The organism is Mesorhizobium sp. W050, from assembly GCF_054719535.1.
The window spans coordinates 3,459,981-3,480,361 of the sequence record NZ_JBTTIH010000001.1 but is presented as its reverse complement, the minus strand read 5'-3'; the positions used below and the strand labels follow the sequence as shown (position 1 = coordinate 3,480,361).

Genomic DNA, 20,381 nt, shown 5'->3' with positions numbered 1-20,381 from the left:
GCATCATGCCCGCCGACAAGGTAGTCGTCCGGCTGCGGCTGTACAACTGGGTGCGTTTGGCCATTTCTTTCAGGCGGTTCGATCCGATTCTCCGTCCCACATCGCCCGTTCCGCAGGCCGGAGTGTCGGCGGCAATGAATAAGAAAGGGAGAACATCAATGGTTAACAACAGGTTGCGGCAGGAAAGCGGAGCCGTGCCGCGACGAATCGTTATCGATTCCGCTGCGCATATGATCCCTGATTCCGGCAAAGTCTTGCCAAATCAAGGAAAACGACCAAATGTCGCGCATCTTCCCTGAGAATGCATTTTTCCTGAAAATCTGAGCCGTTTCCCGAAAGCAGGACCTGATGACTTTGAGACCATTGATCGCCTTCGCCAAATTTGCCGCACCCAAAAAGGGCAGCATCATCGTGCTGGCGGCCGACGATGGTGGTCTTGGCGAACCGGCAAAGGCCTGCGACCCCTCAGGAACGCTGGCGCGGGCGTTTCCGGTGGCGGAGTTTTCCGGAAAATTCGCCGGTGTCGTCGAAGTGCTGGCGCCGCAGGGAACATCGCTCGACCGACTGGTGGCGGTCGGCGCCGGCAAGGTCGCCGGCCTCGATGACTTTGCCTGGCTGAAGCTTGGCGGCACCATCGCCGCGTCCCTGCGCAAGGCAGCGGAGGTGGCCGTCATCCTCGATGTGCCGGGCGCAAAGATTGGCGGCAGGCAAGCGGCGAACCTTGCCGCCGGCATCATTCTTCGCAGCTACTCCTTCGACAAATACAAGACCAGGAAAGACAAGGACGATGCCGAGCCGAAGAAACCGGTCAAGGTGACCATCCACACCGCCGATCCTGCCGCGGCGAAAAAGGCCTTCGCCGACGAGGTTGCGGTCATCGACGGCGTGCTTCTGGCGCGCGACCTTGTCAACGAACCGGCCAATACGCTCGGCCCGATCGAATTCGCCGCCCGCGCCAAGGAACTGGAAGCGCTCGGCGTCGAGGTCGAGATCCTCACCGAGAAGGAAATGAAGAAGCTCGGCATGGGCTCGCTCCTCGGTGTCGCGCAGGGTTCGCCGCGCGGCGCCCGGATGGCTGTCATGCAATGGAAGGGCGGCAAGGCCAAGGACGCACCGGTCGCCTTCGTCGGCAAGGGCGTCACCTTCGACACCGGCGGCAATTCTATGAAGCCGGCCTCCGGCATGGAAGACATGAAGGGCGACATGGGCGGTGCCGCGGCCGTCATCGGGCTCATCCAGGCGCTGGCCGCGCGAAAGGCCAAGGCCAATGTCGTCGGCATCGTCGGGCTGGTGGAAAATGCCGTCGACGGCCACGCCCAGCGCCCCGGCGACATCGTCACCTCGATGTCGGGTCAGACCATCGAGGTGCTCAACACCGATGCCGAAGGACGCCTCGTTCTGGCCGACGCGCTGTGGTATTGCAACGACCGCTTCCAGCCGAAATTCATGGTCAATCTGGCGACGCTGACCGGCGCCATCATGGTCGCGCTCGGCCAGCATTATGCCGGCCTGTTCTCCAACAATGACGAACTTTCGGACAGGTTGACGGCGGCCGGCCAGGCGAGTCAGGAGCGGCTGTGGCGCATGCCGCTTGGGCCCGAATACGACAAGCTGATCGATTCCAAGAACGCCGACATGAAGAACATCGGCGGCCGCTATGGCGGCGCCATCATCGCCGCGCAGTTCCTGCAGCGCTTCGTCAAGGAAACGCCGTGGGCGCATCTCGACATCGCCGGCACCGCGATGGGCTCTCCGCCGAGCGAGATCAACCAGTCCTGGGGCTCGGGTTTCGGCGTCAGGCTGCTCGACCGGCTGGTGCGCGACAATTACGAGGGATAAGGCAGGGAATGGCCGATGTCCTGTTCTACCACCTGACCGAATCGACGCTGGAGGATGCGCTTCCCGGCCTGCTGGAGCGCAGCGTCGATCGCGGCTGGCGCGCCGTGGTGCAGACCGGGACCGAGGAGCGGCGCGATGCGCTCGACCTGCATCTGTGGACATTCAGGGACGATTCGTTCCTCGCGCACGCGACCGACCGTGAAGCCCATCCGGCCGAACAGCCAATCCTGCTCACCACGAGCGACGCCAACCCCAACCAGGCGCAGATACGCTTCCTCGTCGATGGCGCCGCACCCGCCGATCTCGCCGGCTACGAACGCGCCGTGTTCCTGTTCGACGGCCATGACGCGGCCCAGGTCGAAAGCGCGCGGACGCATTGGAAGGTGTTGAAAGAAGCGGGCCACGCGGTCACCTACTGGCAGCAGACGCCCGACCGGCGCTGGGAACGCAAGGCGTAAGCGCTTTGCCGGCGCGTCTTGAAAACGACGCTGTTATCGCCGAACGATCCGATCTAAGGATTGCGAAAAGCGCAACTCAAGCGGCGGGCTGAGAATGCGGATCAGGATCATCGGAACGGGGCGGGCCGTGCCGGCTCGATGCGTGACGTCGCGCGCCCTCGATGCGCGGCTGGGGTTTGGCGATGGACATTTCGAGGCCGCGACCGGCATCATCGAACGCTATGTCTGCGAGGCCGAATCGCAGGTCGACCTTGCTTGTGCCGCAGCCCGTCTGGCGCTTGCCGATGCCGAACTTGAGGCAGGCAGTGTCGATCTGGTCATCGGCGGTTGCGGCGTGCCTTATCAGCCGTTGCCATCGACGGCTCCGCTGGTCATGCAGCGCCTCGGCCTTGCCGATGGGTCGGCGGCCGCCTTCGACGTCAACAGCACCTGCCTCGGCTTCCTCACAGCCTTCGAGACCGCGTCGCGCCTGATCGAGGCCGGGCAATGCCGGACGGCGCTGGTGTTCTCGTCTGAAATCGCCTCGCGCGCCCTGCCGTGGCAGGACCAGCCGGAAATTGCTGCCCTCTTCGGCGATGGCGCGGCGGCCGCCGTGCTGCAGCAGGCAGCCCCTGCCGAGGGTCGAGTCGCGGCCAACCTGATGCGCACCTACCCTTCCGCCTATGAGGCCTGCAGCATCGGCTCCGGCGGCACCCGGTTCGACTTTCATCGTGAGCCTGAGGAATTTGCCCGCCACAGCCTGTTCCACATGGAGGGTAAGGAACTGTTTCGCGTCACGTCACGCCATTTCAACGGCTTTGTAGCGGAGTTGCTCGATCGCGCCGGCTGGCGGCACGACGATGTTGACCTCGTCGTGCCGCATCAGGCGAGCCCTTTGGCGCTCGCCCACATGGCGCGTCAGACCGGCTTCGCCAGGGAAAAGCTCGTCGACATCGCGGCGCGCTACGGCAATCAGATCGCCGCTTCCATCCCGTTTGCGCTCGACGTCGCGCGCCGCGAACAACGCATTGTGCCGGGCGCCAAGGTGCTGTTCCTCGGCACCTCGGCCGGCGTGTCGTTCGGCGGCATGGCGCTGGAAGCATGACCGTGGGACGCGTCCTCGTCACCGGCGCCAGCGGCTTCCTCGGCGCGCATATCATGGCGCGGCTGGCGGCACTGGGTACACCGGCGCTGGGTCTTGGCAGGGACGCCAAACGCTGCGCGGCGCTCGAAGCCGCTGGTCATCGGGTCGTTCGGCTCGATTTGTCTCAACCATTCGATGCAGCTGCCGCGCGCGCTCTCGACGGCGTCGATGCGATCATCCACTGCGCGGCACTTTCCGCGCCCTTCGGCAGGTTGGCGGATTTCCAGACGGCAAATGTCACAGCTACCCGCAACCTCAGCGATTTCGCGCGCGGGCAAGGCGTGCGCCGCTTCGTCCATATCTCCAGCCCGACGGTCTGTTTCGCCTATCGCGACCAGCTCGGAGTTTCCGAGAATGCGGCCTTGCCCCCTCCGGTCAACCACTATGCCCGCACCAAGCGGCAGGCCGAGGAGATCGTGCTGGCGGCGCCTGAGATCAGCCCGGTGGTGCTGCGGCCGCGCGGCCTCTACGGTCCCGGCGACCGCACGCTGCTGCCGCGTCTGCTGCAGGTGGCGCGGCAGCGCCCGCTGCCGCTGTTTCGCGACGGCAAGGCGCGCATCGATCTCACTTATATTGAGGATGTCGTCGATGCGGTGCTTGCCGCGCTCTCCGCTGGCAGCGCTGCCGAGGGACAGATATTCAACATCTCCGGCGGCGAAGTGGTGCCGGTGCGCCGCATTGCCGAGGCGGCCTGCGCCCGCGCCGGCGTGCAGCCGCGCTGGCGCAGAATGCCGCTCTGGCCCGCCATGCTGGCGGCCGGGATAGCGGAGACGGTAGCGAATATATTGCCCGGCCGCCCGGAACCGCCGGTGACGCGCTACGGTCTTGGCCTGTTCGCCTATGCGCAGAGCCTCGATCTTTCCAAGGCAGGCCGCATCCTCGGCTGGGCGCCGAAAGTGTCGTTCGAGGAAGGGCTCGATCGCACATTCGGCAAGGCGACGGAAAGCAGGGAGGCTGCGTGAAGATCGTCTTCGCCAACAGCGCCTCTGTCGGCGCAGTCGAGCGCCTGATCCTGCGCGGCGGCAGCTGGGCGAAGGTCAGGCTACGTGTCCGCTACGGCCTGATCATGCATCCGCAGGCCGGCCCCGTACTGATCGATACCGGCTACACGCCGCATGTGACACAAGGCAGCGAGCGCAGCACGGCGTTGCGTCTTTACAGTGCGATCCTCCGGCCCCAGCTCAACGAAGCCGAGCAGCCGCTCGCGGTACTGGTGCGCTTCGGCCTCTCGCCGCAGGACGTGCGCACCGTCATTGTCACGCATTTCCATGCCGACCACATGTCGGGCCTGTCGCTGTTTCCCAACGCTCGGCTTATCGCCAATGACACCGCCTGGGCGCGGGCGAAGGCCAAGACTTCCCGGCAGAATCTGCGCCATGGCGTCTTCAAGGAACTGTTCCCGTCTGACTTCGAGGTCCGGCTCGACGGGCTGTCGTCGAAGCGGCGGATCGAACCTCGCGGCGGCGTGCCAGGCGGCGCCGATCTGTTCGGCGACGGCAGCGTCGTCGCAGTCGATCTGCCCGGCCATGCCGATGGCCAGTTCGGCCTTTTGTTCCCCAATCTGGAGCGGCCGCTGCTCTACGCCGTCGATGCCGAATGGCTGATCAGAGCATTGGTGGAAAACCGGACGCCCGGTCTGCCGGCTACTCTGCTGGCCGAGGACGCCACTGCGCTTGAGCCGACCAGCGCAACGCTGCGCCGGTTTATGGCGACCGGGGGCGAGGTCGTGCTTTGCCATGATCCGGCGTTGACGGCGTATGATCTTGCCGGAGAGGGCGCATGAACGGGCCGGCCGAAGCGATCCGCTCGTTTGCGCTGACGCAATGGCTCTCGCGCAAGAGCCGCGAGAATTTCGAACGCTGGCAAGGTCATGCCTTGCGCCGCTTTCTCGGCCGCGACCTGCCGCGTGCGCCGTTCTACGGCAAGGCGCCACGTCTTCTCGGCGACCTGCCGGTGACCGACAAGGCGACGGTGATGGGCAATTTCGACCGCTTCAACATTCATGGCGTCTCGGCGGCCGAGGCCTGGAAGGCGCAGGCAGTCGATGGCCGGATCGGCGAGTTGACTGTCGGCGCCAGCACCGGCACGTCGGGCAATCGCGGTCTGTTCGTCATTTCCGAAGCGGAAAAATACCGCTGGCTGGGCACGATCCTGGCCAAGACCGTGCCCGATCTCGTCTGGCGCCGGCAGCGCGCGGCGGTGATCCTGCCGCAAAACACCGGGCTCTACGACAGCGCGCGCAAATCGCGGCGCATCGACCTCGGCTTCTTCGACCTGATGCGCGGGCCGGAGAGCTGGCGCGCCGCCCTCGAAGGTTTCGCGCCGACGGTGATCATCGCGCCACCGAAGATACTGCGGCACTTCGCGGCCGAGGGCTTTCGACTGAAGCCGCAGCGTGTTTTCAGCGCCGCCGAAACGCTCGACCCGGTTGATCGGCCGGTCATCGAGGCATTCTTTGGTCGTCAGCTCGACCAGATCTACATGGCGACGGAAGGGCTGTTCGCCGTCACCTGCCGCCAGGGCGGGCTGCATCTGGCCGAGGATTCGGTGTTCTTCGAGTTCGAACCGGCCGGCGACGGCCTGGTCATGCCGCTGATCACCGCCTTTCGCCGCCGGACCCAGATCATGGCGCGCTACCGGATGAACGATCTGCTGCGGCTGTCCGAAAAGCCATGCCGCTGCGGCTCGCCGCTGCGCACGCTGGACGAGATCGTCGGCCGCATGGACGACGCTTTCCAGCTCGCCTCGCCGCACGGGCAGCTCCTCGTCACGCCCGACATACTACGCAATGCGGTGCTCAAGGCCGACCGGCGCATCGACGATTTCCGCCTGGTCCAGACCGCTGCCGACGTCATCGAACTTAGCCTTGCGCCCGAGCTCGCCGACGAAGCCGCCACTGCCGCGCATGCAGCCGTGCGAACGCTACTGGCCGCGCGCCAGGCGACGGTGAGAGTCAGCCTCCTGCGCAAGAGCCTGCCGCTGGAGACCAGCCGTAAACTGCGCCGTGTAGAATGCCGACTGGGGAGGAGGACGTGAATCGGCCTGCCGCATTGCCAGTCGCTCAACTGGACCAGGTTGAAAACAACCCGCGTGAGGTCGAAGCCTTCGTTCAGCTATTCAACGAGGTGCCGGTGCGCGACCTCGTGCGAAATCTGACGGTCGCCGTCGAGGCCCTCGAGATCGCTGGCCGCTTCTTTCCACTGACGCTGAACGACAGAAGCGAAGCGCCGAACTGCTATGTCTGCTGCCCGTCCAGCGCCTATATCGACTACGCCATCGACGAGACCCGCAATTTCGTCTCGTCGCCCATGCTGCAAAGAGCGATCCGCATGTTGATTGGCCTGTGCGCGCCGCTGGTCAGGATGAGCGGCCTCGACCATCAGGTTCAGGTCAACAACTGGCTCTATTCGACCAATCCGGTGCCGCTGCTCGATCGCAACGCGGTCGCTGCGATCCGCGACGATCTCACGGCGCGTTTTCCCGATCGCGCTGTTCTCATCCGCTCCCTGAACGAGATCGCCGATCCCTCGACAATCGCAGCGCTGAAGGCGGAGGGTTTTCGAATGCTGGCGGCGCGGCAAATCTACATCTTCGCCGGGCGCGGTTCGGCCATGACCAACGACATGAAGCGCGACCGCAAGCGGCTGCGCACGACGCCGTTCGAGCGGGTCGGCAATGGCGACTTCACCGAGGCCGACTATGCGCGCGCCGAAGCGCTCTACCGGATGCTCTATCTCGACAAATATACGCCACTCAACCCGCACTACACCGCCCGCTATATCGGCGAGACGCACCGTCGCGGCATCCTGCAACTGGCAGGCCTGCGTCGTCCCGGCGGTGAACTGGTCGCCGTCGCCGCTTTGTCTCAGAACGGCAGGACATTGACGCAGCCAATCGTTGGCTACGACACAAGTCTTCCAGTGAGCGAAGGGCTCTACCGCATGATGATGGCGATTGCGCAGGACCATGCGATGGCGCACGGCCTGTTCTTCAACATGAGCGCCGGTGCCGCCGCCTTCAAACGCTTGCGTGGCGCCGTGGCAACGGTGGAGTACAACGCCGTCTATGCCGGCCATCTTCGGCGCCGCCAGCGCGCTGCAGTGCGTATCATGGAATTTGTGCTCGCGAAGATCGGCGTTCCCCTGCTCAGGAGATTTGAACTTTGAGCGAAGCCCGGCAGCAAAAAGACAAAGACTATTGGCAGGCGGTGATGCGGTCTGCCGACATCAAAGCCAAGCCGAAGCGCATCCTATTCGACGGCGCGCCGCTGGTGCTGTTCCGCTCGGCGCAGGGGATTGCAGCCCTCTTCGACCGCTGCGCTCACCGCCTGGTCGAACTCTCGACCGGCAAGGTCATCAGCGGCGAGATCGAATGTCCCTATCATGGCTGGCGCTACAATGGGGAAGGGCGCTGCACCGCCATTCCCGGCCATGTCGGCGACGTCCCGCATTACCGTGTCCGCCGCTACAGCGCGATCGAGCGCGACGGCGTCGTCTTCGTCTCGGCAGGCACGCCTGAGGGCGAGCCCTATCTCCATTGCATGCAAGGCAAGGATGTCGTCGTGAAGCGGGTGCGAAGCTCGGCGCGATCGACGGTGCTCGACGCCGCCGAGAACATTCTCGACGCCACTCACACCCACTTCACCCACAAGGGTGTGCTGCGCGGCCTGACCGCAAAGCGCCATCTCGTGCGCGTCGAGGTGACCGGCGGCAAGGGCTGGGTCGAAAGCTGCTACACCGGCGAGGACCGCCAACAGGGGCTGGTCAGCCGGCTGCTGGAAGGCGAGCGCGCCAAGACCATCGGCCGCTACCGCCATCCCGGCATCGTCGAACTCGAATATTGGGGCAAGGGCGGCTTGGCGCTGGCGACCACTTTCCATTTGCGTCAGGCGGACGAACGGACCGTCGAAGGCGTCGGCTGGCTGATCGGCCCGCGACAGGGCCTGTTCGGCGAACTCAAGGCGCTTGCTTTCCGGCCGCTCTTTGCCTTTGCCCTGCAGCAGGATCGCCGTGTGCTGAAATCGGCCAGCGACAACGCCCGTATATCGCCGCAGGTTCAGCCGGCGATCGGCCCGCTGGATTTCCTGCGCCGCGACATAGCGGCGATCATCGACGGCAAGATGCCACCGGCGGCGGCAGAGCCGAGGGTGTACCAGATCGAGCTGTAGGAAAGCGCTCTATTCAGTCCTGCTCCGGCCCATTCCACTCGATATCGCGCGTCGACGCAGCCTGAAGGCTGATGCGCTGGCGCAGTGCTGTGCCGGCGATCTCGGCCAGCGTGCGCCACTGCGCCCGCTTCGGCGCGGGGTCGCCCGGCCAGTCGAGCAGCTCATCGGCATCGTGCATCGCCTGGCGAAAGCTGCCGAGACCACCGGAGCGCAGTGCCGCCGGCATCCCGTAGATCCACATCGCAAGCCTCACCGTCTGCGGCGCCGTCACGTCGGGCTTCACCTCGGCGCCATCCTCCAGGACCGCGTCGGCGAAGCGCCGCGGATCGCGAAAGAAGTGCAGGCCGCTCACGGCGCGCGGATTGCACTCCAGTGGCAGCACCGTGCCGTTATTCTCGCGCATCAGGTCGAAGGAGATCTGGCCGGTCCAGCCGGCGCCGGCGACGAAGGTTTCGACGAAGCGCCGGGCAGCCGCATCCCCGACTGGCTCGAAACAGATGCCGGCGCCCATGCCGGCGCGATAGAGCGAACTGTAGAGCGCCAGCGCTTTGAGTTCACCCTCGACCGCCACCGCATAGGCGCTGATCTCTTCACCTGCGATGTAGCGCTGCGCCACCCAAGGAGCGGCGGGCGAGGGGCGGACGGCGTCGAGTTCGTCCGGCGATGGCCGCAGCAGTACGTCACGGGCAAAACGTGACCACACAGGTTTGAACACCAATTCGCGCGATTGGCCACGAACGCCGTCGAGATCGGCCTCGCTTTGCAGCAGTATCGTTTCCGGCACGTCGAGCCCAAGGCTCTGCGCCAGCCGGATGAAGGCATGCTTGTCGTGAACGCGGGCGAGCATCGCCATCTCGGGTGCGAAGAGGCGGGCCGGCATGGCGCGGTGCTGCCAGAAACGACCGAGATAAAAGACTTCCTCGCAGGTCGGGATAACGAGTTCGATGCCCTCCGCACGGACAAGCGCTTCCACCGCCTTGGCATAGGCGCCGGCGGCAAAGCGCGGCGGCGGCAGGCGATGGTAGGCGGCGCAGGCCGTGCTCGCTGCGGCGATCGGCCGGGCCGGGCTGTCGGCCAGGATCACCCGGCGCCCGGCGCCATGCAACAGCCGCGCCAGGTGCAGCGCCACCGGCGCGCGGGCACCGGTGATCAGCACGGTGCTATTGGGCATGAGCCACCGGCATCGGTTGGAAAAGACGAGTCGATGCTTCTGCGGAAGGCTTCATTCGCCATAAGTGCCACATGGCTTGCGTGCCGCCAACGGACTCCACAAAGGTGGCTCCGCTGCGTCAGCCATCGCTTTTTGGCCTTCGGGGCGTTATTGGCAATCTGTCGAACACCCGGATCTCCTCAATGCGCTTTCTGTTTGTCCTGATACTGCTTGCCGGCGCCGCCATTGGCTTCGTCTATCCCTGGGCGGTGAGCAATTTTTCCGGCCACGAGATCGGCGCCTGGCGCGTCTACGACCAGGGACGGTTTAGGCCTGTAACGGTGACGCTGAAAGCTGGCGACGCGCCGGTCAGAGTGTTGGTCGACCTGACGGCAAAGGCCGAGCGCATTGTCTCGCAGCAGCGCACTGTGCTGACGCTGACCGCCGCCACAGCCGGCCGCACGGTGCTTGCCTCGACGCTGCAATTCAACCACGCCGACAATCCGCGCCAGGTCAGCCCGCAACTGCCCGACAAGATCTTTCGCGACGAGGCCGGCGTGATAGAAACCGTCAGTCCCGGCGCCTATCTCTTCACCGCCGGCCCGGGCGACGCCGACGATATCCCGATACGCGCGGTGGATCTGATACTGCGCTCCGGCGCCGGTGAGATCGATCAACGCGCACGGCCGGTCGGCTATGGGCTGATGGCAGTCGGCCTGATCGGCTTCCTGCTTGCTCTGGCTTTCGGCGGTCGCCGGCCGGAGAACCCGAACTCGAAGCCGCCACCGCCGCGTTGGGGCAGAGGCTCCTCGACATGAGCGCGTCATGAACTACCGTCACGCCTATCACGCCGGCAATTTCGCCGACGTCGTCAAGCATGTCGTGCTCAGCCTTCTGCTCGACTATCTGAAGCAGAAGGACAAGGCGTTCCGTGTCGTCGACACTCATGCCGGCATTGGCCGCTACGATCTTTCGTCGGCGGAAGCGCAAAAGACCGGCGAATGGCAAGGCGGCATCGGCCGCCTCATCCACGCCCCGATCGAAAAATCGGCGGCTGCGCTGCTTGCCCCCTATCTTGAAGCGGTGCGTTCGCTCAATCCCGATGGCGGGGTGAAGAAATATCCGGGCTCGCCATTGATCGCCAGGTACCTCATGCGAAAGCAGGACCGGTTGTCGGCGATCGAATTGCACGACGCAGATGCTGCCAGGCTGAAGACGCTGTTTGCCGGCGATTTCCAGACAAGGGTGATCGAACTCGACGGCTGGCTGGCGCTTGGCGCGCATCTGCCGCCAAAGGAAAAGCGCGGCCTGGTGCTGATCGATCCGCCGTTCGAAGAAGCCGGCGAATTCGACCGCCTGGTCGACGGAATGCAGAAAGCGCACAGGCGCTGGCCGGGTGGCATCTACGCGCTGTGGTATCCGATCAAGGACCGCAAAGCGATCATCGCCTTCCGCAAGGCGCTCAAGCAATCCGGCGTTCCAAAACTGCTCGACATCGAGTTCGAGATCCGGCCGGCATCGCGTGAACCAAGCCTCGACGGCAGCGGCATGGTGGTGGTCAACCCGCCCTTCACGCTGGAGCGCGAACTGCGCATCGTGCTGCCGGTCCTGCACAGATTGCTGGCGGTCGAAAAGCCGGCGCACTGGTCGCTGGAATGGCTGGCCGGGGAGTAGCGACGCTTCGCAGCGGGCGACGCCCGCGGCAAAGACACAAAGTCGCTAGAAGTTTTGACGATGGCGCCATCCGCGAATGCTCAGCTGTGTTCAACGAACCGAAACCATGGAGATGCACATCTAACATCGAAGCCAAGATCGAAAAAAAAGGAACTGGTCAACGCGATAGGCTTCGCGATGTCGCGCTGGCAGGATGCCGTTGAAACGTTCGATGGGACCGTTGCCGAAATCTATGTGCTGAGCGCTGCCGAGCGCCGCTGTCTCGGCGCGATCAGTCACGGCCCGCGGCCGGCAAACGTCGTAGCGAGGGAGACAAATCTCACGCCGGCGGCGGTTACGACGTTGATTGACCGGCTGGAAAAGCGCGGCTTCGTCAGCCGCCAGCCGGACCCCAATGACAGGCGCAAGGTCATGGTCGCGGCGGGCAAGAAGACCGAGGAACTCGTCCGGCGCTGCTACCATCCGATCCCCGAGGCGGGCGACGCATTGCTGGAGAAATACTCGGTGGCCGAGATGCAGGTTTTGCTCGGCTTCATCGAAGAGGTCGAAGCGATGCACAAGGCGCAGACCGAGAGGCTGCGCGGCAAAGCAAAACCGGTGCCTTGAGAGAAGGCATCGGAGGATGGTCCGGCGCAACGCCGGTCCGGTTTCAACTGTGTACTGTCAAGGAGACCCTATGCCCCGTATGATCTTCGTCAACTTGCCCGTCGCCGACCTCGCTGCGTCGATGGCCTTCTACAAAGCTCTCGGTTTCGACAACAACCCGCACTTCACCGACGACACCGCAGCCTGCATTGTGCTGAGCGAAACGATGAACGTCATGCTGCTCACCCATGCCAAATGGCGTCAGTTCACCGATCGCCCCATCCCACCGGCCACCTCGAGCGAGGTCATGCTTGCCGTGTCCTGCGACAGCCGCGCGGCGGTCGATGCGATGAACGAGGCGGCGGCTAAAAATGGCGGCGCCGCCGACATCAACGCCCAGCAGGATTATGGCTTCATGTACAATCGCAGCCTGGCCGATCCTGACGGCCACGTCTGGGAAGCGATGTGGATGGACCCGGCCGCCATACCGCAGGGCGCCGCCAAGCAAGGCTGAACCGGGTTTCGGCGGCCCGCCGGCCATGGGCAGGCCGCTTTTCCTAATGGGCAAGGCGAGCTTTTTCAAAGGTCAGGACGTGGTTTCGCAGCTTCGCACCGGAAAAACCGGTTGCGGAGCGGGAAACCATCGGCAGCGCGACCGCTTGACCGCGCGCCGCCGAATCCGCAAAGTGGGCGCAGTCGACCTTTGAGAGGCTGCCATGACTCGCTTTGCCAAATCCGCTCTTGCTGCCCTGATTTCGCTTTGCACGCCGCTGGCCGCACCCCTCGGCCAGCCAGCACAGGCCGCCGACCTTTCCGTCTATTCCGACGAGGACAGCGGCGTTTGCGGCGAGGCTTGGGTGCTAAGCAAGATCTCCAGCCGCTTCTCCTACCAGGTGCATCACGTGCCGCATCTGCCGGATGTTTCGATCACAGATTTCCAGCGCATCCACCAGCATCGCTATCTCCCGGCCAGCGAAGAATGGCCGATCGGCCGCCGCTATTGCGGCGCCACCGTCAGCCTTTCCGATGGCCGCGCCCGCACCATCTGGTACTTGATCGAGGAAGGCCAGGGTTTTGCCTCGATCGGCGACAATGTCGAATTCTGCGTCTCGGGCTTCGACCGCTGGATGGTCTACAACGGCCGCTGCCGCGTCCTGCGCTAAGGTCGGATAAGAACCGCCGTTGAACCTGCCATCTCCCGCAAGGGGGAGATCTGATGTCGCTCCGGTTTCGCCAATCTCCGAACTGCTGCCGCTGCCTCACACCGCCTTCCCACCAGACACGTAAGCGCAGATCAGTTCGACCAACTGCTTCTGCAGCTCCGGCGCGTCGAGCGTGTCTCGCCGCGCGGCATTGTGGATGACGCCCTCGACCGCCGAGGACAGCACACGGGCCACGGCCTCATTGTCCTTTCTGCGCCTGCGATATTGCGCCACCGCCGTCGTGTAGTGATCGAGATAGCGCGATTGGAACGAGGCATGGGCGGCGCGTGAGCCGCGATCGCCCGGCGCCTCGTCGAGCAGCACCTGATGCAGCGTCGGATGGATGCTGTGCGCATCGATCATGCCGCGCACCAGCTCCTGCGCGAATCGTTTGATCGGCTTGTCGCCTTCTGTTGATTCGGCGATCACCGACAGCACCTGATCGAAATGTCGCCGGCGAATTGCTTCGACCAGCGACAGCTTGTCGGGAAAATATTGATAGAGCGAGCCGATGCTGACGCCGGCCGCATCGGCCACCTTGTTGGTGGTGAAGCCGGCCCAGCCGAGCGCGCTTAGAACATGAGCACCGGCTTCGATGATCGCCTCGACCGTCGCTCTCGAACGCGCCTGGCGCGGCTGCTTGCGCATGCGTGAGCGCGGCTTTGCAATGCGAGTAGACATGTCTGCTCCAGCAGCCAAGAATATAGATAATATACTCACATTTCTTGCAAAGGATACAAACCATGGACGCGCTGGATTTGCTCCGCAGCCTCTTCGTTTATCAAGCCTGGGCGAATGGTGAATTGCTGCAGAAGCTTGCGGGCCTCGACCAGCAGGAGCATGTCGATCAGCGCCACACGGCGACCCGTCTCATCAACCACAACCTTGTCGTATCGAAGATATTCGCCGCGCATCTTTCCGGCACGCGTCATGGCTATGCGTCCGAATTGAGCGCTGGTGTCGCTGCGATGGATCGTTGGTATCTCGACCATATCGAAGCCGTCTCGCCAAAGCTCATGTCAGAGCCTGTGCCTTTCACCTTCACCGACGGCGACAGGGCGATGATGTCACGCCAGGAAATGCTGACACATGTCGTCACGCATGGCGGCTATCACCGCGGCGAGATCGGGCGGATCCTGATGCAGATCGGCATTGCGCCGCCGTGGGATACGTTTGCCGCCCACCTCCACCACGCCGAGCCTTCGCGCCGGCCACAGGTGCGCGAGCGGGTTGGCGCTTAGGGGCCTGCACCCCTTGGCTTCCAAGGGATCGCGGCTTCCTGGGAAGGAGGATTCCCCGATCTTCGTTTCCCATTTCCGTTAGGCATCTCTTGCGCCGAAGCTGGCGATCTCCCTTCTCGTCTGGGAAACGTCCGACACAACAGGCTGTCCCTTCAAGTGCTGTCTTTCCTGGCTTCCATCCAACCACTTTCGATATACGAGTAAAAAGCTCGCGTTTAGTTTAGTGCTGTTCCTGCAACCGTGGGGATGAAGCAAGATCAGCCTCTGCGGTGCGATGATTGTTGCCATCCGATAGGCCGCCGATGACCGCGTGAGATCGACGGCGTTGCAAGAGAATGTGAGCTTGACGAGAAGATCGTGTGAGTCGCGATATCAGAGATTTCTCTCGCAATAGTTCGCTGCGAAGCGGGAAGATTCTTTGCCGATTTCTGTGCCGATCATTGCGACCATGCTCTCAGCGTAACCGAAACTTAATCTGCAAAATTCTATGTAATGCTTCGCTGGCTAGATACGCACGAGTCAGATATGCATTAGCTCGCCGGGTCACTCACGGCCATCGGCACAAACGCAAGGGGCATCGCATGGCAAAGACCACGACGAAGGCGCCGGCGGCGAAAGCGCCGGCAAAGAAAGCGGCACCGAAAGCAGCCGCGAAACCTGCAGCAGTAAAGAAGGCAGCACCGAAGGCAGCGGCAAAGCCGGCTGCCAAGGCAGCGGCAAAGCCGGCAGCTAAGGCAGTAGCAAAACCCGCCGCCAAGGCAGCAGCGAAACCCGCCGCCAAGAAGCCGGCCGCCAAGGCTGTGGCGAAGCCTGCTGCGAAGGCAGCAGCCAAGCCCGCCGCCAAGAAGCCGGCAGCCAAGGCAGCGGCAAAACCCGCCGCCAAGGCTCCGATGAAGGCCGCCGCCGCCAAGTCGACGGCCGCTGTGAAGAAGGCTGCACCGGCCAAAAAGCCAGCCGCCAAGAAGAAGTAACAGCGGTCCATCTCAAAGCTCCCGGGAACTTTGCCGACTGGCAGATTCCCGGGAGCTTTTTTGTTGTGATTTAGGTCTTGTTTGATGCATGTCGTTCTCTCGAAATTGACGCCACTTCTGTGAGACATGCATGGCGATTTCATTGTCGGCGGATTGGCCGCCTGGTTTTGCCCTTCTGGCAGTTGCTCCCTCAGGGAAGATCGGCCAACACTAAGGCGGTCGCATTCGATGGGGTTCAGGCGACACGCTCTAGACCTTTGTTTTACGCGCGTCGTTCTCAAGACCGGAATCGCATTTTTGAGCGACATGCACTGGCCGTCCGAAAACAGGGAACCGATCATGCCGAAGCTGCTCTACGCGTCCTCATCCCCCTACAGTTCCAAGGTGCGCATGGCAGCACTCCATGCCGGCATTGCCGTCGAGCTCGTGCCGGTCAAGACCGAGGACAAGCCTGCTGAACTGATGTCAGCCAATCCTCTCGGCAAGATTCCGGTGCTGGTGCTCGACGACGGCCGCTCGATCCATGACAGCCGCGCGATCACTCAGCATCTCAACCGCGCTTCGAAGAGCCTGTTGTTGCCGCGCAATGCCGACAAGCGCCTCGAGGCCGAAGTGCTGGAGGCGCTGGCCGACGGCATATGCGACTGCGCGCTGTCGATGGTCTATGAGCGGCGCACGCGTCCGGAGGAGATGGTCTATCAACCCTGGCTCGATCGCCAGTGGACCAAGATCACCGCCGCACTCGATTTCCTCAACGCCAATCCGCCGAAGCTGCCGAAGAAGATCACGCTTGGCCAGCTGGCGTTGCGTGCCTGCCTCGGCTACCTCTCTCTGCGCTTCGCCGGCAAATGGGAAAAGGGCCGCGGTCGCCTGACCCGCTGGGCAGCGCGTTTCGATGAGAAGTTTCCGGGGCTGAAGGTGGCTGTGCCGGCTTGACGGGCGAAACAAAAAAAGCCGGGCGCGAGGCCCGGCTTTCTCGTGTCGTGGCTTGAACGACAGTTAGAACTTCATACCGACGCCGAAGGTGACGCGGTTGTCGCTCTCTTTGACCTTGGTGCCGACACTGTCGAAGCTCTTGGAACCGAAGTCGGTGTAGCGGTACTCGACACGGCCGAACACATTGTCGGTGATCTTGATGTCGGTGCCGACGCCGGCCGTCCAGCCGAGCATGGTGTTGCTGTCGCTGTCGCCGGGGACCGAGACCTTCTGGTTCTTCAGGGCGCCGCCGCCGGTGCCGTAGAGCAGGATTTCCGGGGTCACGGCGTAACCCAGACGGGCGCGCAGCGAGCCTTCGAAGCCGCCCTTGGAATTGACGCCGCCGCTGTCACCCTTGACGCCATTGTAGCCGAGATCGGCTTCAGCACCGTACACGAAGTTTTCCTGCTGCCACTGGTAGCCGCCGAAAACGCCGCCGACAAAGCCCTTGGTCTTGATGTCGGGGCCGCCGTCCTGGACTTTGGCATGACCGCTGAAGCCGTAGCCGGCGCTGAGACCGGCATACGGGCCGGCCCAGGAAGCGACGGGGAGCTCGGCAATCGGGGCCGGCGCCGGGGGCTCTTCCGAGACGACATCGGCAGCAAAAGCGGTACCGCTGAGGGCGAAGAGCCCGAGCGCAACCGCGAGCGGCGCGAATTTGAGATTGGTTTGCATTGTTGTTTACTCCTTAAGCCACAAGACACGTAGGCTGGTTTGTCCTGAGCGCCATCAACCCGTCCGGGGGGTGAAACGGATCTGGCACTCAACGGTTCCGAATGTCGTGTCAAAATGCGGCGGCAGCGAACCTGAAAATGGGTCATTCCCCGGCACGAATGAGGCCGAAGCTTGACGTTGCATCTTCGCAACAGCGAAATGTCAGTACGCAGGCGATGCTGCACTGCACTCGGCTTGGTGCAACGGGTTCAGCGTCCTATATTGCGGTCCTGCCGACCCGAATCCGGGGCGGTGCCGGCGGCGAAAAAGCCGTTTCGCCACATTCCTGCCCCAGGTGGAAACGGCATTTAACCCCTGGACGCGTCACAATGTGCCGCTAGCCGAATTGAGGCGCAGATTGAGGATTGACAGATGATCGAAGCCGCCGGAACGGCGCTGGTGACGGGCGGGGGGAAGCGGATCGGCAAGGCGATCGTCGAGGATCTGGCCGCGCACGGTTTTGCCGTCGCCATCCACGCCAACCGCTCGACCGCCGAGGCCGACGCGCTGGCTGCGAGCATCAGGGACGGAGGCGCCCGCGCCGGCGTGGTAGCCGCCGATCTGACCGACATGGATGCGGTTGGCGATCTCGTCGGCCGCGCCGCGGCAGCGCTCGGCCCGGTCACGCTACTTGTCAACAATGCGTCGCTGTTCGTCGACGATAGCGTCGAGGACTTCGACTGGGCGGCATGGGACCTTCACTTCGCCATCCATGTGAAGACGCCGGCGCTGTTGGCGCAAAACTTCGCCCGCGCCTTGCCGCCAGGGCAGGAGGGGCTGATCGTCAACATCATCGACCAGCGCGTCTGGCGGCCGACGCCGCGCTATTTCTCTTATGCGCTGTCGAAGTCGGCCTTGTGGACGCAGACCGAAATGCTGGCACAGGCGCTCGGTCCGCGCATCCGCGTCAACGCCATCGGTCCCGGTCCAACGCTGAAGAATGCGCGCCAGGAAGATGATGATTTCCAGAAGCAGGTCGATGGCCTGATTCTGAAGCGCGGCCCGCAATTGGCCGAATTCGGCGCCACCATTCGCTATCTCTGGGATGCGCGCTCGGTGACCGGCCAGATGATCGCGCTTGACGGCGGCCAGCATCTTGCATGGCAGACGCCGGATGTGACAGGCATGGTGGAATGAGTCCCGCAGACCAGAAACACAAGACGCGCGCCGGCGCCGCCGACGATATGCCGCCCGACATCGACCTTGAGGATGAAGCGGTCGAGGAGATCGTCGAGCCCGAGGCCACCGGGCCCGATGTCGCCTTCACAGCGATAGACTGGGCGCCGCATGCCGGCGACGCCGACGGCATGGTCGGCGCCGAGGTCATCCAGACATTGGTCAAGCGGCTGCCCAATGCGCCCGGCGTCTACCGCATGATGAACGCTGCCGGCGACGTGCTTTATGTCGGCAAGGCGCGCAGCCTGAAGAAGCGGGTGACCAACTACGCGCAAGGCCGGTTCCACACCGCCCGCATCGGCCGCATGGTGCGCGAGACATCGACGATGGAGTTCGTCGTCACCCGCACCGAAATCGAAGCGCTGCTGCTCGAGGCCAATCTCATCAAGCGCTTGCGGCCGCGTTTCAATGTGCTGATGCGGGACGACAAGTCGTTCCCTTACATCCTGTTGACCGGCGATCACGTCTCGCCCGGCATCTACAAGCATCGCGGTGCGCGCTCGCGCAAGGGCGACTATTTCGGACCTTTTGCGTCGGCCGGCGCGGTCGGGCGCACCATCAATTCGCTGCAGCGCGCATTCCTGCTCAGGAGCTGCACCAACTCCTTTTACGAAAACCGCACCCGGCCGTGCCTGCTCTACCAGATCAAGCGCTGTGCCGGTCCCTGCACCGGCGAAATCTCGCATGGCGACTATGCCGAGCTGGTCAGCGAGGCGAAGGATTTTCTGTCCGGCCGCAGCCAGAAGGTGAAGACCGAAATCTCTGCCGCCATGCAGCAGGCCTCGCAGGAGCTCGATTTCGAGCGCGCCGCCATTTATCGTGATCGGCTGGCAGCGCTGTCCCATGTGCAGAGCCATCAGGGCATCAACCCGGCCACGGTCGATGAGGCCGATGTCTTTGCTATCCATCAGGAGGGCGGCCAGGTCTGTATCCAGGTGTTTTTCTTCCGCACCGGCCAGAACTGGGGCAACCGCGCCTATTTCCCCAAGGCCGATCCGGCACTGGAGGGGGCGGAAGTGCTGGGCTCGTTCCTGGCGCAGTTCTATGACGACAAGCCGACGCCACGGAACATTCTGCTGTCGCGAGGCGTCCAGGATCAGGAACTGCTGGCCGAAGCGCTGTCCACCCGCGCCGGCCGTAAAGTGTCGATCTCGGTGCCGCAGCGCGGCGAGAAGAAGGATTTGACGGACAACGCGCTGCAGAATGCGCGCGAGGCGCTCGGCCGCCGGCTGGCCGAAACCTCCACGCAAGGCCGGCTGCTCGCCGGCTTTGCCGAGACCTTCGGCCTGCCGAAGCCACCGGTGCGCATCGAGGTCTATGACAATTCGCACATTATGGGCACCAACGCCGTTGGCGCCATGGTCGTCGCCGGGCCGGAAGGGTTTGTGAAGAACCAGTACCGCAAATTCAACATCCGCTCGACCGAGATCACGCCCGGTGACGATTTCGGCATGATGCGCGAGGTGATGGAACGGCGCTTTTCGCGGCTGCTGAAGGAACATGGCGATGTCGTTCCCGACGACGCGGCAGCCGGTGGAGCAGGCGACGACATCGAGGAAGACATCTCCGGCAGCTTCCCGGCCTGGCCCGACGTCATCCTGATCGATGGCGGCCAGGGCCAGATGAGCGCAGTGCGCAAGATCCTCGCCGACCTCGGCATCGAGGATCGCGTGGCGGCCATCGGCATCGCCAAGGGCCAGGACCGCGATGCCGGCCGCGAGCGTTTCTTCGTCAAAGGCAGGGACTCGTTTTCGCTGCCCGTCCGCGATCCCGTGCTCTATTTCGTCCAGCGGCTGCGCGACGAGGTCCATCGCTTCGCCATCGGTTCGCACCGCGCGCGACGCAAGAAGGAATTGGTCAAGAGCCCGCTCGACGAGATCGCCGGCATCGGTCCCGGTCGCAAGCGCGCGCTGCTGCTGGCCTTCGGCACTGCCAAGGCGGTCAGCCGCGCGGCAGTCGAGGATCTGGTCAAGGTCGACGGTATTTCAGAGCAGGTCGCCAAGCTCGTCTACAATCATTTCCATGAGAGCTGAGCGCCGGTGACGCCGCTGTCCCGATCAAATGGCAGCAGCCGTTCCTTTCTCGGAGGCCACTCGAATCCCCGCA

The 20,381-nt window shown here is 63.7% G+C and carries 22 protein-coding genes; 18 read left to right on the top strand and 4 right to left on the bottom strand.

Annotated features, from left to right (window positions below):
• The first annotated feature begins 5 nt into the window (after positions 1-5).
• From ACYG9Y_RS17035 to ACYG9Y_RS16995, 9 genes are all read left to right on the top strand, one after another.
• On the top strand, positions 6-299 hold the full coding sequence (locus tag ACYG9Y_RS17035) for a hypothetical protein (protein ID WP_155923815.1): 294 nt from the start codon (positions 6-8) through the stop codon (positions 297-299).
• Positions 300-348: 49 nt separating this feature from the next.
• Positions 349-1,839 carry a leucyl aminopeptidase gene (locus ACYG9Y_RS17030; RefSeq protein ID WP_023695590.1) on the top strand — a complete coding sequence of 497 codons (1,491 nt, stop codon included), beginning with the start codon at positions 349-351 and terminating at the stop codon, positions 1,837-1,839.
• 8 nt (positions 1,840-1,847) lie between these two features.
• Positions 1,848-2,297: a DNA polymerase III subunit chi gene (locus tag ACYG9Y_RS17025; protein ID WP_023738611.1), complete on the top strand. Its 450-nt coding sequence runs from the start codon at positions 1,848-1,850 to the stop codon at positions 2,295-2,297.
• Between the two features lie 142 nt (positions 2,298-2,439).
• A complete protein-coding gene (locus ACYG9Y_RS17020; RefSeq protein ID WP_245260397.1) occupies positions 2,440-3,381 on the top strand; it encodes a 3-oxoacyl-[acyl-carrier-protein] synthase III C-terminal domain-containing protein in 942 nt (313 codons plus the stop codon).
• Positions 3,378-4,382: an NAD-dependent epimerase/dehydratase family protein gene (locus tag ACYG9Y_RS17015; RefSeq protein WP_031253535.1), complete on the top strand. Its 1,005-nt coding sequence runs from the start codon at positions 3,378-3,380 to the stop codon at positions 4,380-4,382. Before ACYG9Y_RS17020 ends, ACYG9Y_RS17015 begins: the two co-directional genes overlap by 4 nt.
• Positions 4,379-5,203, top strand: coding sequence for an MBL fold metallo-hydrolase (locus ACYG9Y_RS17010; protein WP_023738614.1), 825 nt, complete (start codon positions 4,379-4,381; stop codon positions 5,201-5,203). The genes ACYG9Y_RS17015 and ACYG9Y_RS17010 overlap by 4 nt, the downstream gene beginning before the upstream one ends.
• Complete coding sequence (locus ACYG9Y_RS17005; protein ID WP_023738615.1) at positions 5,200-6,456, top strand: F390 synthetase-related protein; 1,257 nt, start codon at positions 5,200-5,202, stop codon at positions 6,454-6,456. The genes ACYG9Y_RS17010 and ACYG9Y_RS17005 overlap by 4 nt, the downstream gene beginning before the upstream one ends.
• A complete protein-coding gene (locus ACYG9Y_RS17000; protein ID WP_245260398.1) occupies positions 6,453-7,586 on the top strand; it encodes a GNAT family N-acetyltransferase in 1,134 nt (377 codons plus the stop codon). The genes ACYG9Y_RS17005 and ACYG9Y_RS17000 overlap by 4 nt, the downstream gene beginning before the upstream one ends.
• Positions 7,583-8,587, top strand: a complete 1,005-nt coding sequence (locus tag ACYG9Y_RS16995) for a Rieske (2Fe-2S) protein (RefSeq protein ID WP_023738617.1) — start codon at positions 7,583-7,585, stop codon at positions 8,585-8,587. Before ACYG9Y_RS17000 ends, ACYG9Y_RS16995 begins: the two co-directional genes overlap by 4 nt.
• Before the next feature lie 13 nt (positions 8,588-8,600).
• On the opposite strand, the gene ACYG9Y_RS16990 is transcribed toward ACYG9Y_RS16995, so the two are convergent.
• Entirely contained in the window at positions 8,601-9,758 is a 1,158-nt protein-coding gene (locus ACYG9Y_RS16990) for an ATP-grasp domain-containing protein (RefSeq protein ID WP_031253533.1), read from the bottom strand.
• A gap of 182 nt (positions 9,759-9,940) precedes the next feature.
• Here ACYG9Y_RS16990 and ACYG9Y_RS16985 point away from each other — a divergent pair, with 182 nt between their 5' ends.
• The 5 genes from ACYG9Y_RS16985 to ACYG9Y_RS16965 all read left to right on the top strand — a co-directional run bounded on the left by ACYG9Y_RS16985 (position 9,941) and on the right by ACYG9Y_RS16965 (position 13,159).
• Entirely contained in the window at positions 9,941-10,555 is a 615-nt protein-coding gene (locus tag ACYG9Y_RS16985; RefSeq protein ID WP_023738619.1) for a hypothetical protein, read from the top strand.
• A 7-nt stretch (positions 10,556-10,562) separates the two neighbouring features.
• Positions 10,563-11,411 (top strand): 23S rRNA (adenine(2030)-N(6))-methyltransferase RlmJ, encoded by an 849-nt coding sequence (locus ACYG9Y_RS16980; RefSeq protein WP_023705344.1) that lies wholly within the window; start codon positions 10,563-10,565, stop codon positions 11,409-11,411.
• 60 nt (positions 11,412-11,471) lie between these two features.
• The gene (locus tag ACYG9Y_RS16975; protein WP_084014296.1) at positions 11,472-12,017 is read left to right on the top strand and encodes a MarR family winged helix-turn-helix transcriptional regulator; all 546 of its coding nucleotides are present in this window, start codon (positions 11,472-11,474) and stop codon (positions 12,015-12,017) included.
• 70 nt (positions 12,018-12,087) lie between these two features.
• Positions 12,088-12,510 carry a VOC family protein gene (locus ACYG9Y_RS16970; protein WP_023738621.1) on the top strand — a complete coding sequence of 141 codons (423 nt, stop codon included), beginning with the start codon at positions 12,088-12,090 and terminating at the stop codon, positions 12,508-12,510.
• Positions 12,511-12,712: 202 nt separating this feature from the next.
• Positions 12,713-13,159, top strand: a complete 447-nt coding sequence (locus ACYG9Y_RS16965) for a hypothetical protein (protein ID WP_023673457.1) — start codon at positions 12,713-12,715, stop codon at positions 13,157-13,159.
• A gap of 96 nt (positions 13,160-13,255) precedes the next feature.
• On the opposite strand, the gene ACYG9Y_RS16960 is transcribed toward ACYG9Y_RS16965, so the two are convergent.
• On the bottom strand, positions 13,256-13,879 hold the full coding sequence (locus ACYG9Y_RS16960) for a TetR family transcriptional regulator (RefSeq protein ID WP_031253531.1): 624 nt from the start codon (positions 13,877-13,879) through the stop codon (positions 13,256-13,258).
• Between the two features lie 62 nt (positions 13,880-13,941).
• On the opposite strand from ACYG9Y_RS16960, the gene ACYG9Y_RS16955 reads away from it, so the two are divergent.
• Positions 13,942-14,439 (top strand): DinB family protein, encoded by a 498-nt coding sequence (locus ACYG9Y_RS16955; RefSeq protein ID WP_023738624.1) that lies wholly within the window; start codon positions 13,942-13,944, stop codon positions 14,437-14,439.
• Between the two features lie 547 nt (positions 14,440-14,986).
• Here the strand turns inward: ACYG9Y_RS16955 and ACYG9Y_RS16950 are convergent.
• The gene (locus ACYG9Y_RS16950) at positions 14,987-15,751 is read right to left on the bottom strand and encodes a hypothetical protein (RefSeq protein WP_198018625.1); all 765 of its coding nucleotides are present in this window, start codon (positions 15,749-15,751) and stop codon (positions 14,987-14,989) included.
• Here ACYG9Y_RS16950 and ACYG9Y_RS16945 point away from each other — a divergent pair.
• Complete coding sequence (locus ACYG9Y_RS16945; protein WP_023689091.1) at positions 15,750-16,346, top strand: glutathione S-transferase family protein; 597 nt, start codon at positions 15,750-15,752, stop codon at positions 16,344-16,346. The two genes, ACYG9Y_RS16950 and ACYG9Y_RS16945, sit on opposite strands and share 2 nt — an antisense overlap.
• A 63-nt stretch (positions 16,347-16,409) precedes the next feature.
• Here ACYG9Y_RS16945 and ACYG9Y_RS16940 read toward each other — a convergent pair whose 3' ends face one another.
• A complete protein-coding gene (locus ACYG9Y_RS16940; protein WP_023673452.1) occupies positions 16,410-17,060 on the bottom strand; it encodes an outer membrane protein in 651 nt (216 codons plus the stop codon).
• A gap of 411 nt (positions 17,061-17,471) precedes the next feature.
• On the opposite strand from ACYG9Y_RS16940, the gene ACYG9Y_RS16935 reads away from it, so the two are divergent.
• Both ACYG9Y_RS16935 and uvrC read left to right on the top strand, forming a co-directional pair.
• Positions 17,472-18,236, top strand: a complete 765-nt coding sequence (locus ACYG9Y_RS16935; RefSeq protein WP_023738625.1) for an SDR family oxidoreductase — start codon at positions 17,472-17,474, stop codon at positions 18,234-18,236.
• The gene (uvrC, locus tag ACYG9Y_RS16930) at positions 18,233-20,308 is read left to right on the top strand and encodes an excinuclease ABC subunit UvrC (RefSeq protein ID WP_023738626.1); all 2,076 of its coding nucleotides are present in this window, start codon (positions 18,233-18,235) and stop codon (positions 20,306-20,308) included. Before ACYG9Y_RS16935 ends, uvrC begins: the two co-directional genes overlap by 4 nt.
• Positions 20,309-20,381: the final 73 nt, after the last annotated feature.

What these genes read in the sequence shown, in the direction of transcription:
- uvrC (WP_023738626.1), top strand. Translation starts at nt 18,233, where the DNA reads ATGAGTCCCGCAGACCAGAAACACAAGACGCGCGCCGGCGCCGCCGAC.
- ACYG9Y_RS16985 (WP_023738619.1), top strand. Translation starts at nt 9,941, where the DNA reads ATGCGCTTTCTGTTTGTCCTGATACTGCTTGCCGGCGCCGCCATTGGC.
- ACYG9Y_RS16990 (WP_031253533.1), bottom strand. Translation starts at nt 9,758, where the DNA reads ATGCCCAATAGCACCGTGCTGATCACCGGTGCCCGCGCGCCGGTGGCG.
- ACYG9Y_RS17015 (WP_031253535.1), top strand. Translation starts at nt 3,378, where the DNA reads ATGACCGTGGGACGCGTCCTCGTCACCGGCGCCAGCGGCTTCCTCGGC.
- ACYG9Y_RS17025 (WP_023738611.1), top strand. Translation starts at nt 1,848, where the DNA reads ATGGCCGATGTCCTGTTCTACCACCTGACCGAATCGACGCTGGAGGAT.
- ACYG9Y_RS16965 (WP_023673457.1), top strand. Translation starts at nt 12,713, where the DNA reads ATGACTCGCTTTGCCAAATCCGCTCTTGCTGCCCTGATTTCGCTTTGC.
- ACYG9Y_RS16950 (WP_198018625.1), bottom strand. Translation starts at nt 15,751, where the DNA reads ATGATCGGTTCCCTGTTTTCGGACGGCCAGTGCATGTCGCTCAAAAAT.
- ACYG9Y_RS17005 (WP_023738615.1), top strand. Translation starts at nt 5,200, where the DNA reads ATGAACGGGCCGGCCGAAGCGATCCGCTCGTTTGCGCTGACGCAATGG.
- ACYG9Y_RS16960 (WP_031253531.1), bottom strand. Translation starts at nt 13,879, where the DNA reads ATGTCTACTCGCATTGCAAAGCCGCGCTCACGCATGCGCAAGCAGCCG.
- ACYG9Y_RS16970 (WP_023738621.1), top strand. Translation starts at nt 12,088, where the DNA reads ATGCCCCGTATGATCTTCGTCAACTTGCCCGTCGCCGACCTCGCTGCG.
- ACYG9Y_RS16935 (WP_023738625.1), top strand. Translation starts at nt 17,472, where the DNA reads ATGATCGAAGCCGCCGGAACGGCGCTGGTGACGGGCGGGGGGAAGCGG.
- ACYG9Y_RS16955 (WP_023738624.1), top strand. Translation starts at nt 13,942, where the DNA reads ATGGACGCGCTGGATTTGCTCCGCAGCCTCTTCGTTTATCAAGCCTGG.
- ACYG9Y_RS16940 (WP_023673452.1), bottom strand. Translation starts at nt 17,060, where the DNA reads ATGCAAACCAATCTCAAATTCGCGCCGCTCGCGGTTGCGCTCGGGCTC.
- ACYG9Y_RS16980 (WP_023705344.1), top strand. Translation starts at nt 10,563, where the DNA reads ATGAACTACCGTCACGCCTATCACGCCGGCAATTTCGCCGACGTCGTC.
- ACYG9Y_RS17030 (WP_023695590.1), top strand. Translation starts at nt 349, where the DNA reads ATGACTTTGAGACCATTGATCGCCTTCGCCAAATTTGCCGCACCCAAA.
- ACYG9Y_RS16975 (WP_084014296.1), top strand. Translation starts at nt 11,472, where the DNA reads ATGGCGCCATCCGCGAATGCTCAGCTGTGTTCAACGAACCGAAACCAT.
- ACYG9Y_RS16945 (WP_023689091.1), top strand. Translation starts at nt 15,750, where the DNA reads ATGCCGAAGCTGCTCTACGCGTCCTCATCCCCCTACAGTTCCAAGGTG.
- ACYG9Y_RS17035 (WP_155923815.1), top strand. Translation starts at nt 6, where the DNA reads ATGCCCGCCGACAAGGTAGTCGTCCGGCTGCGGCTGTACAACTGGGTG.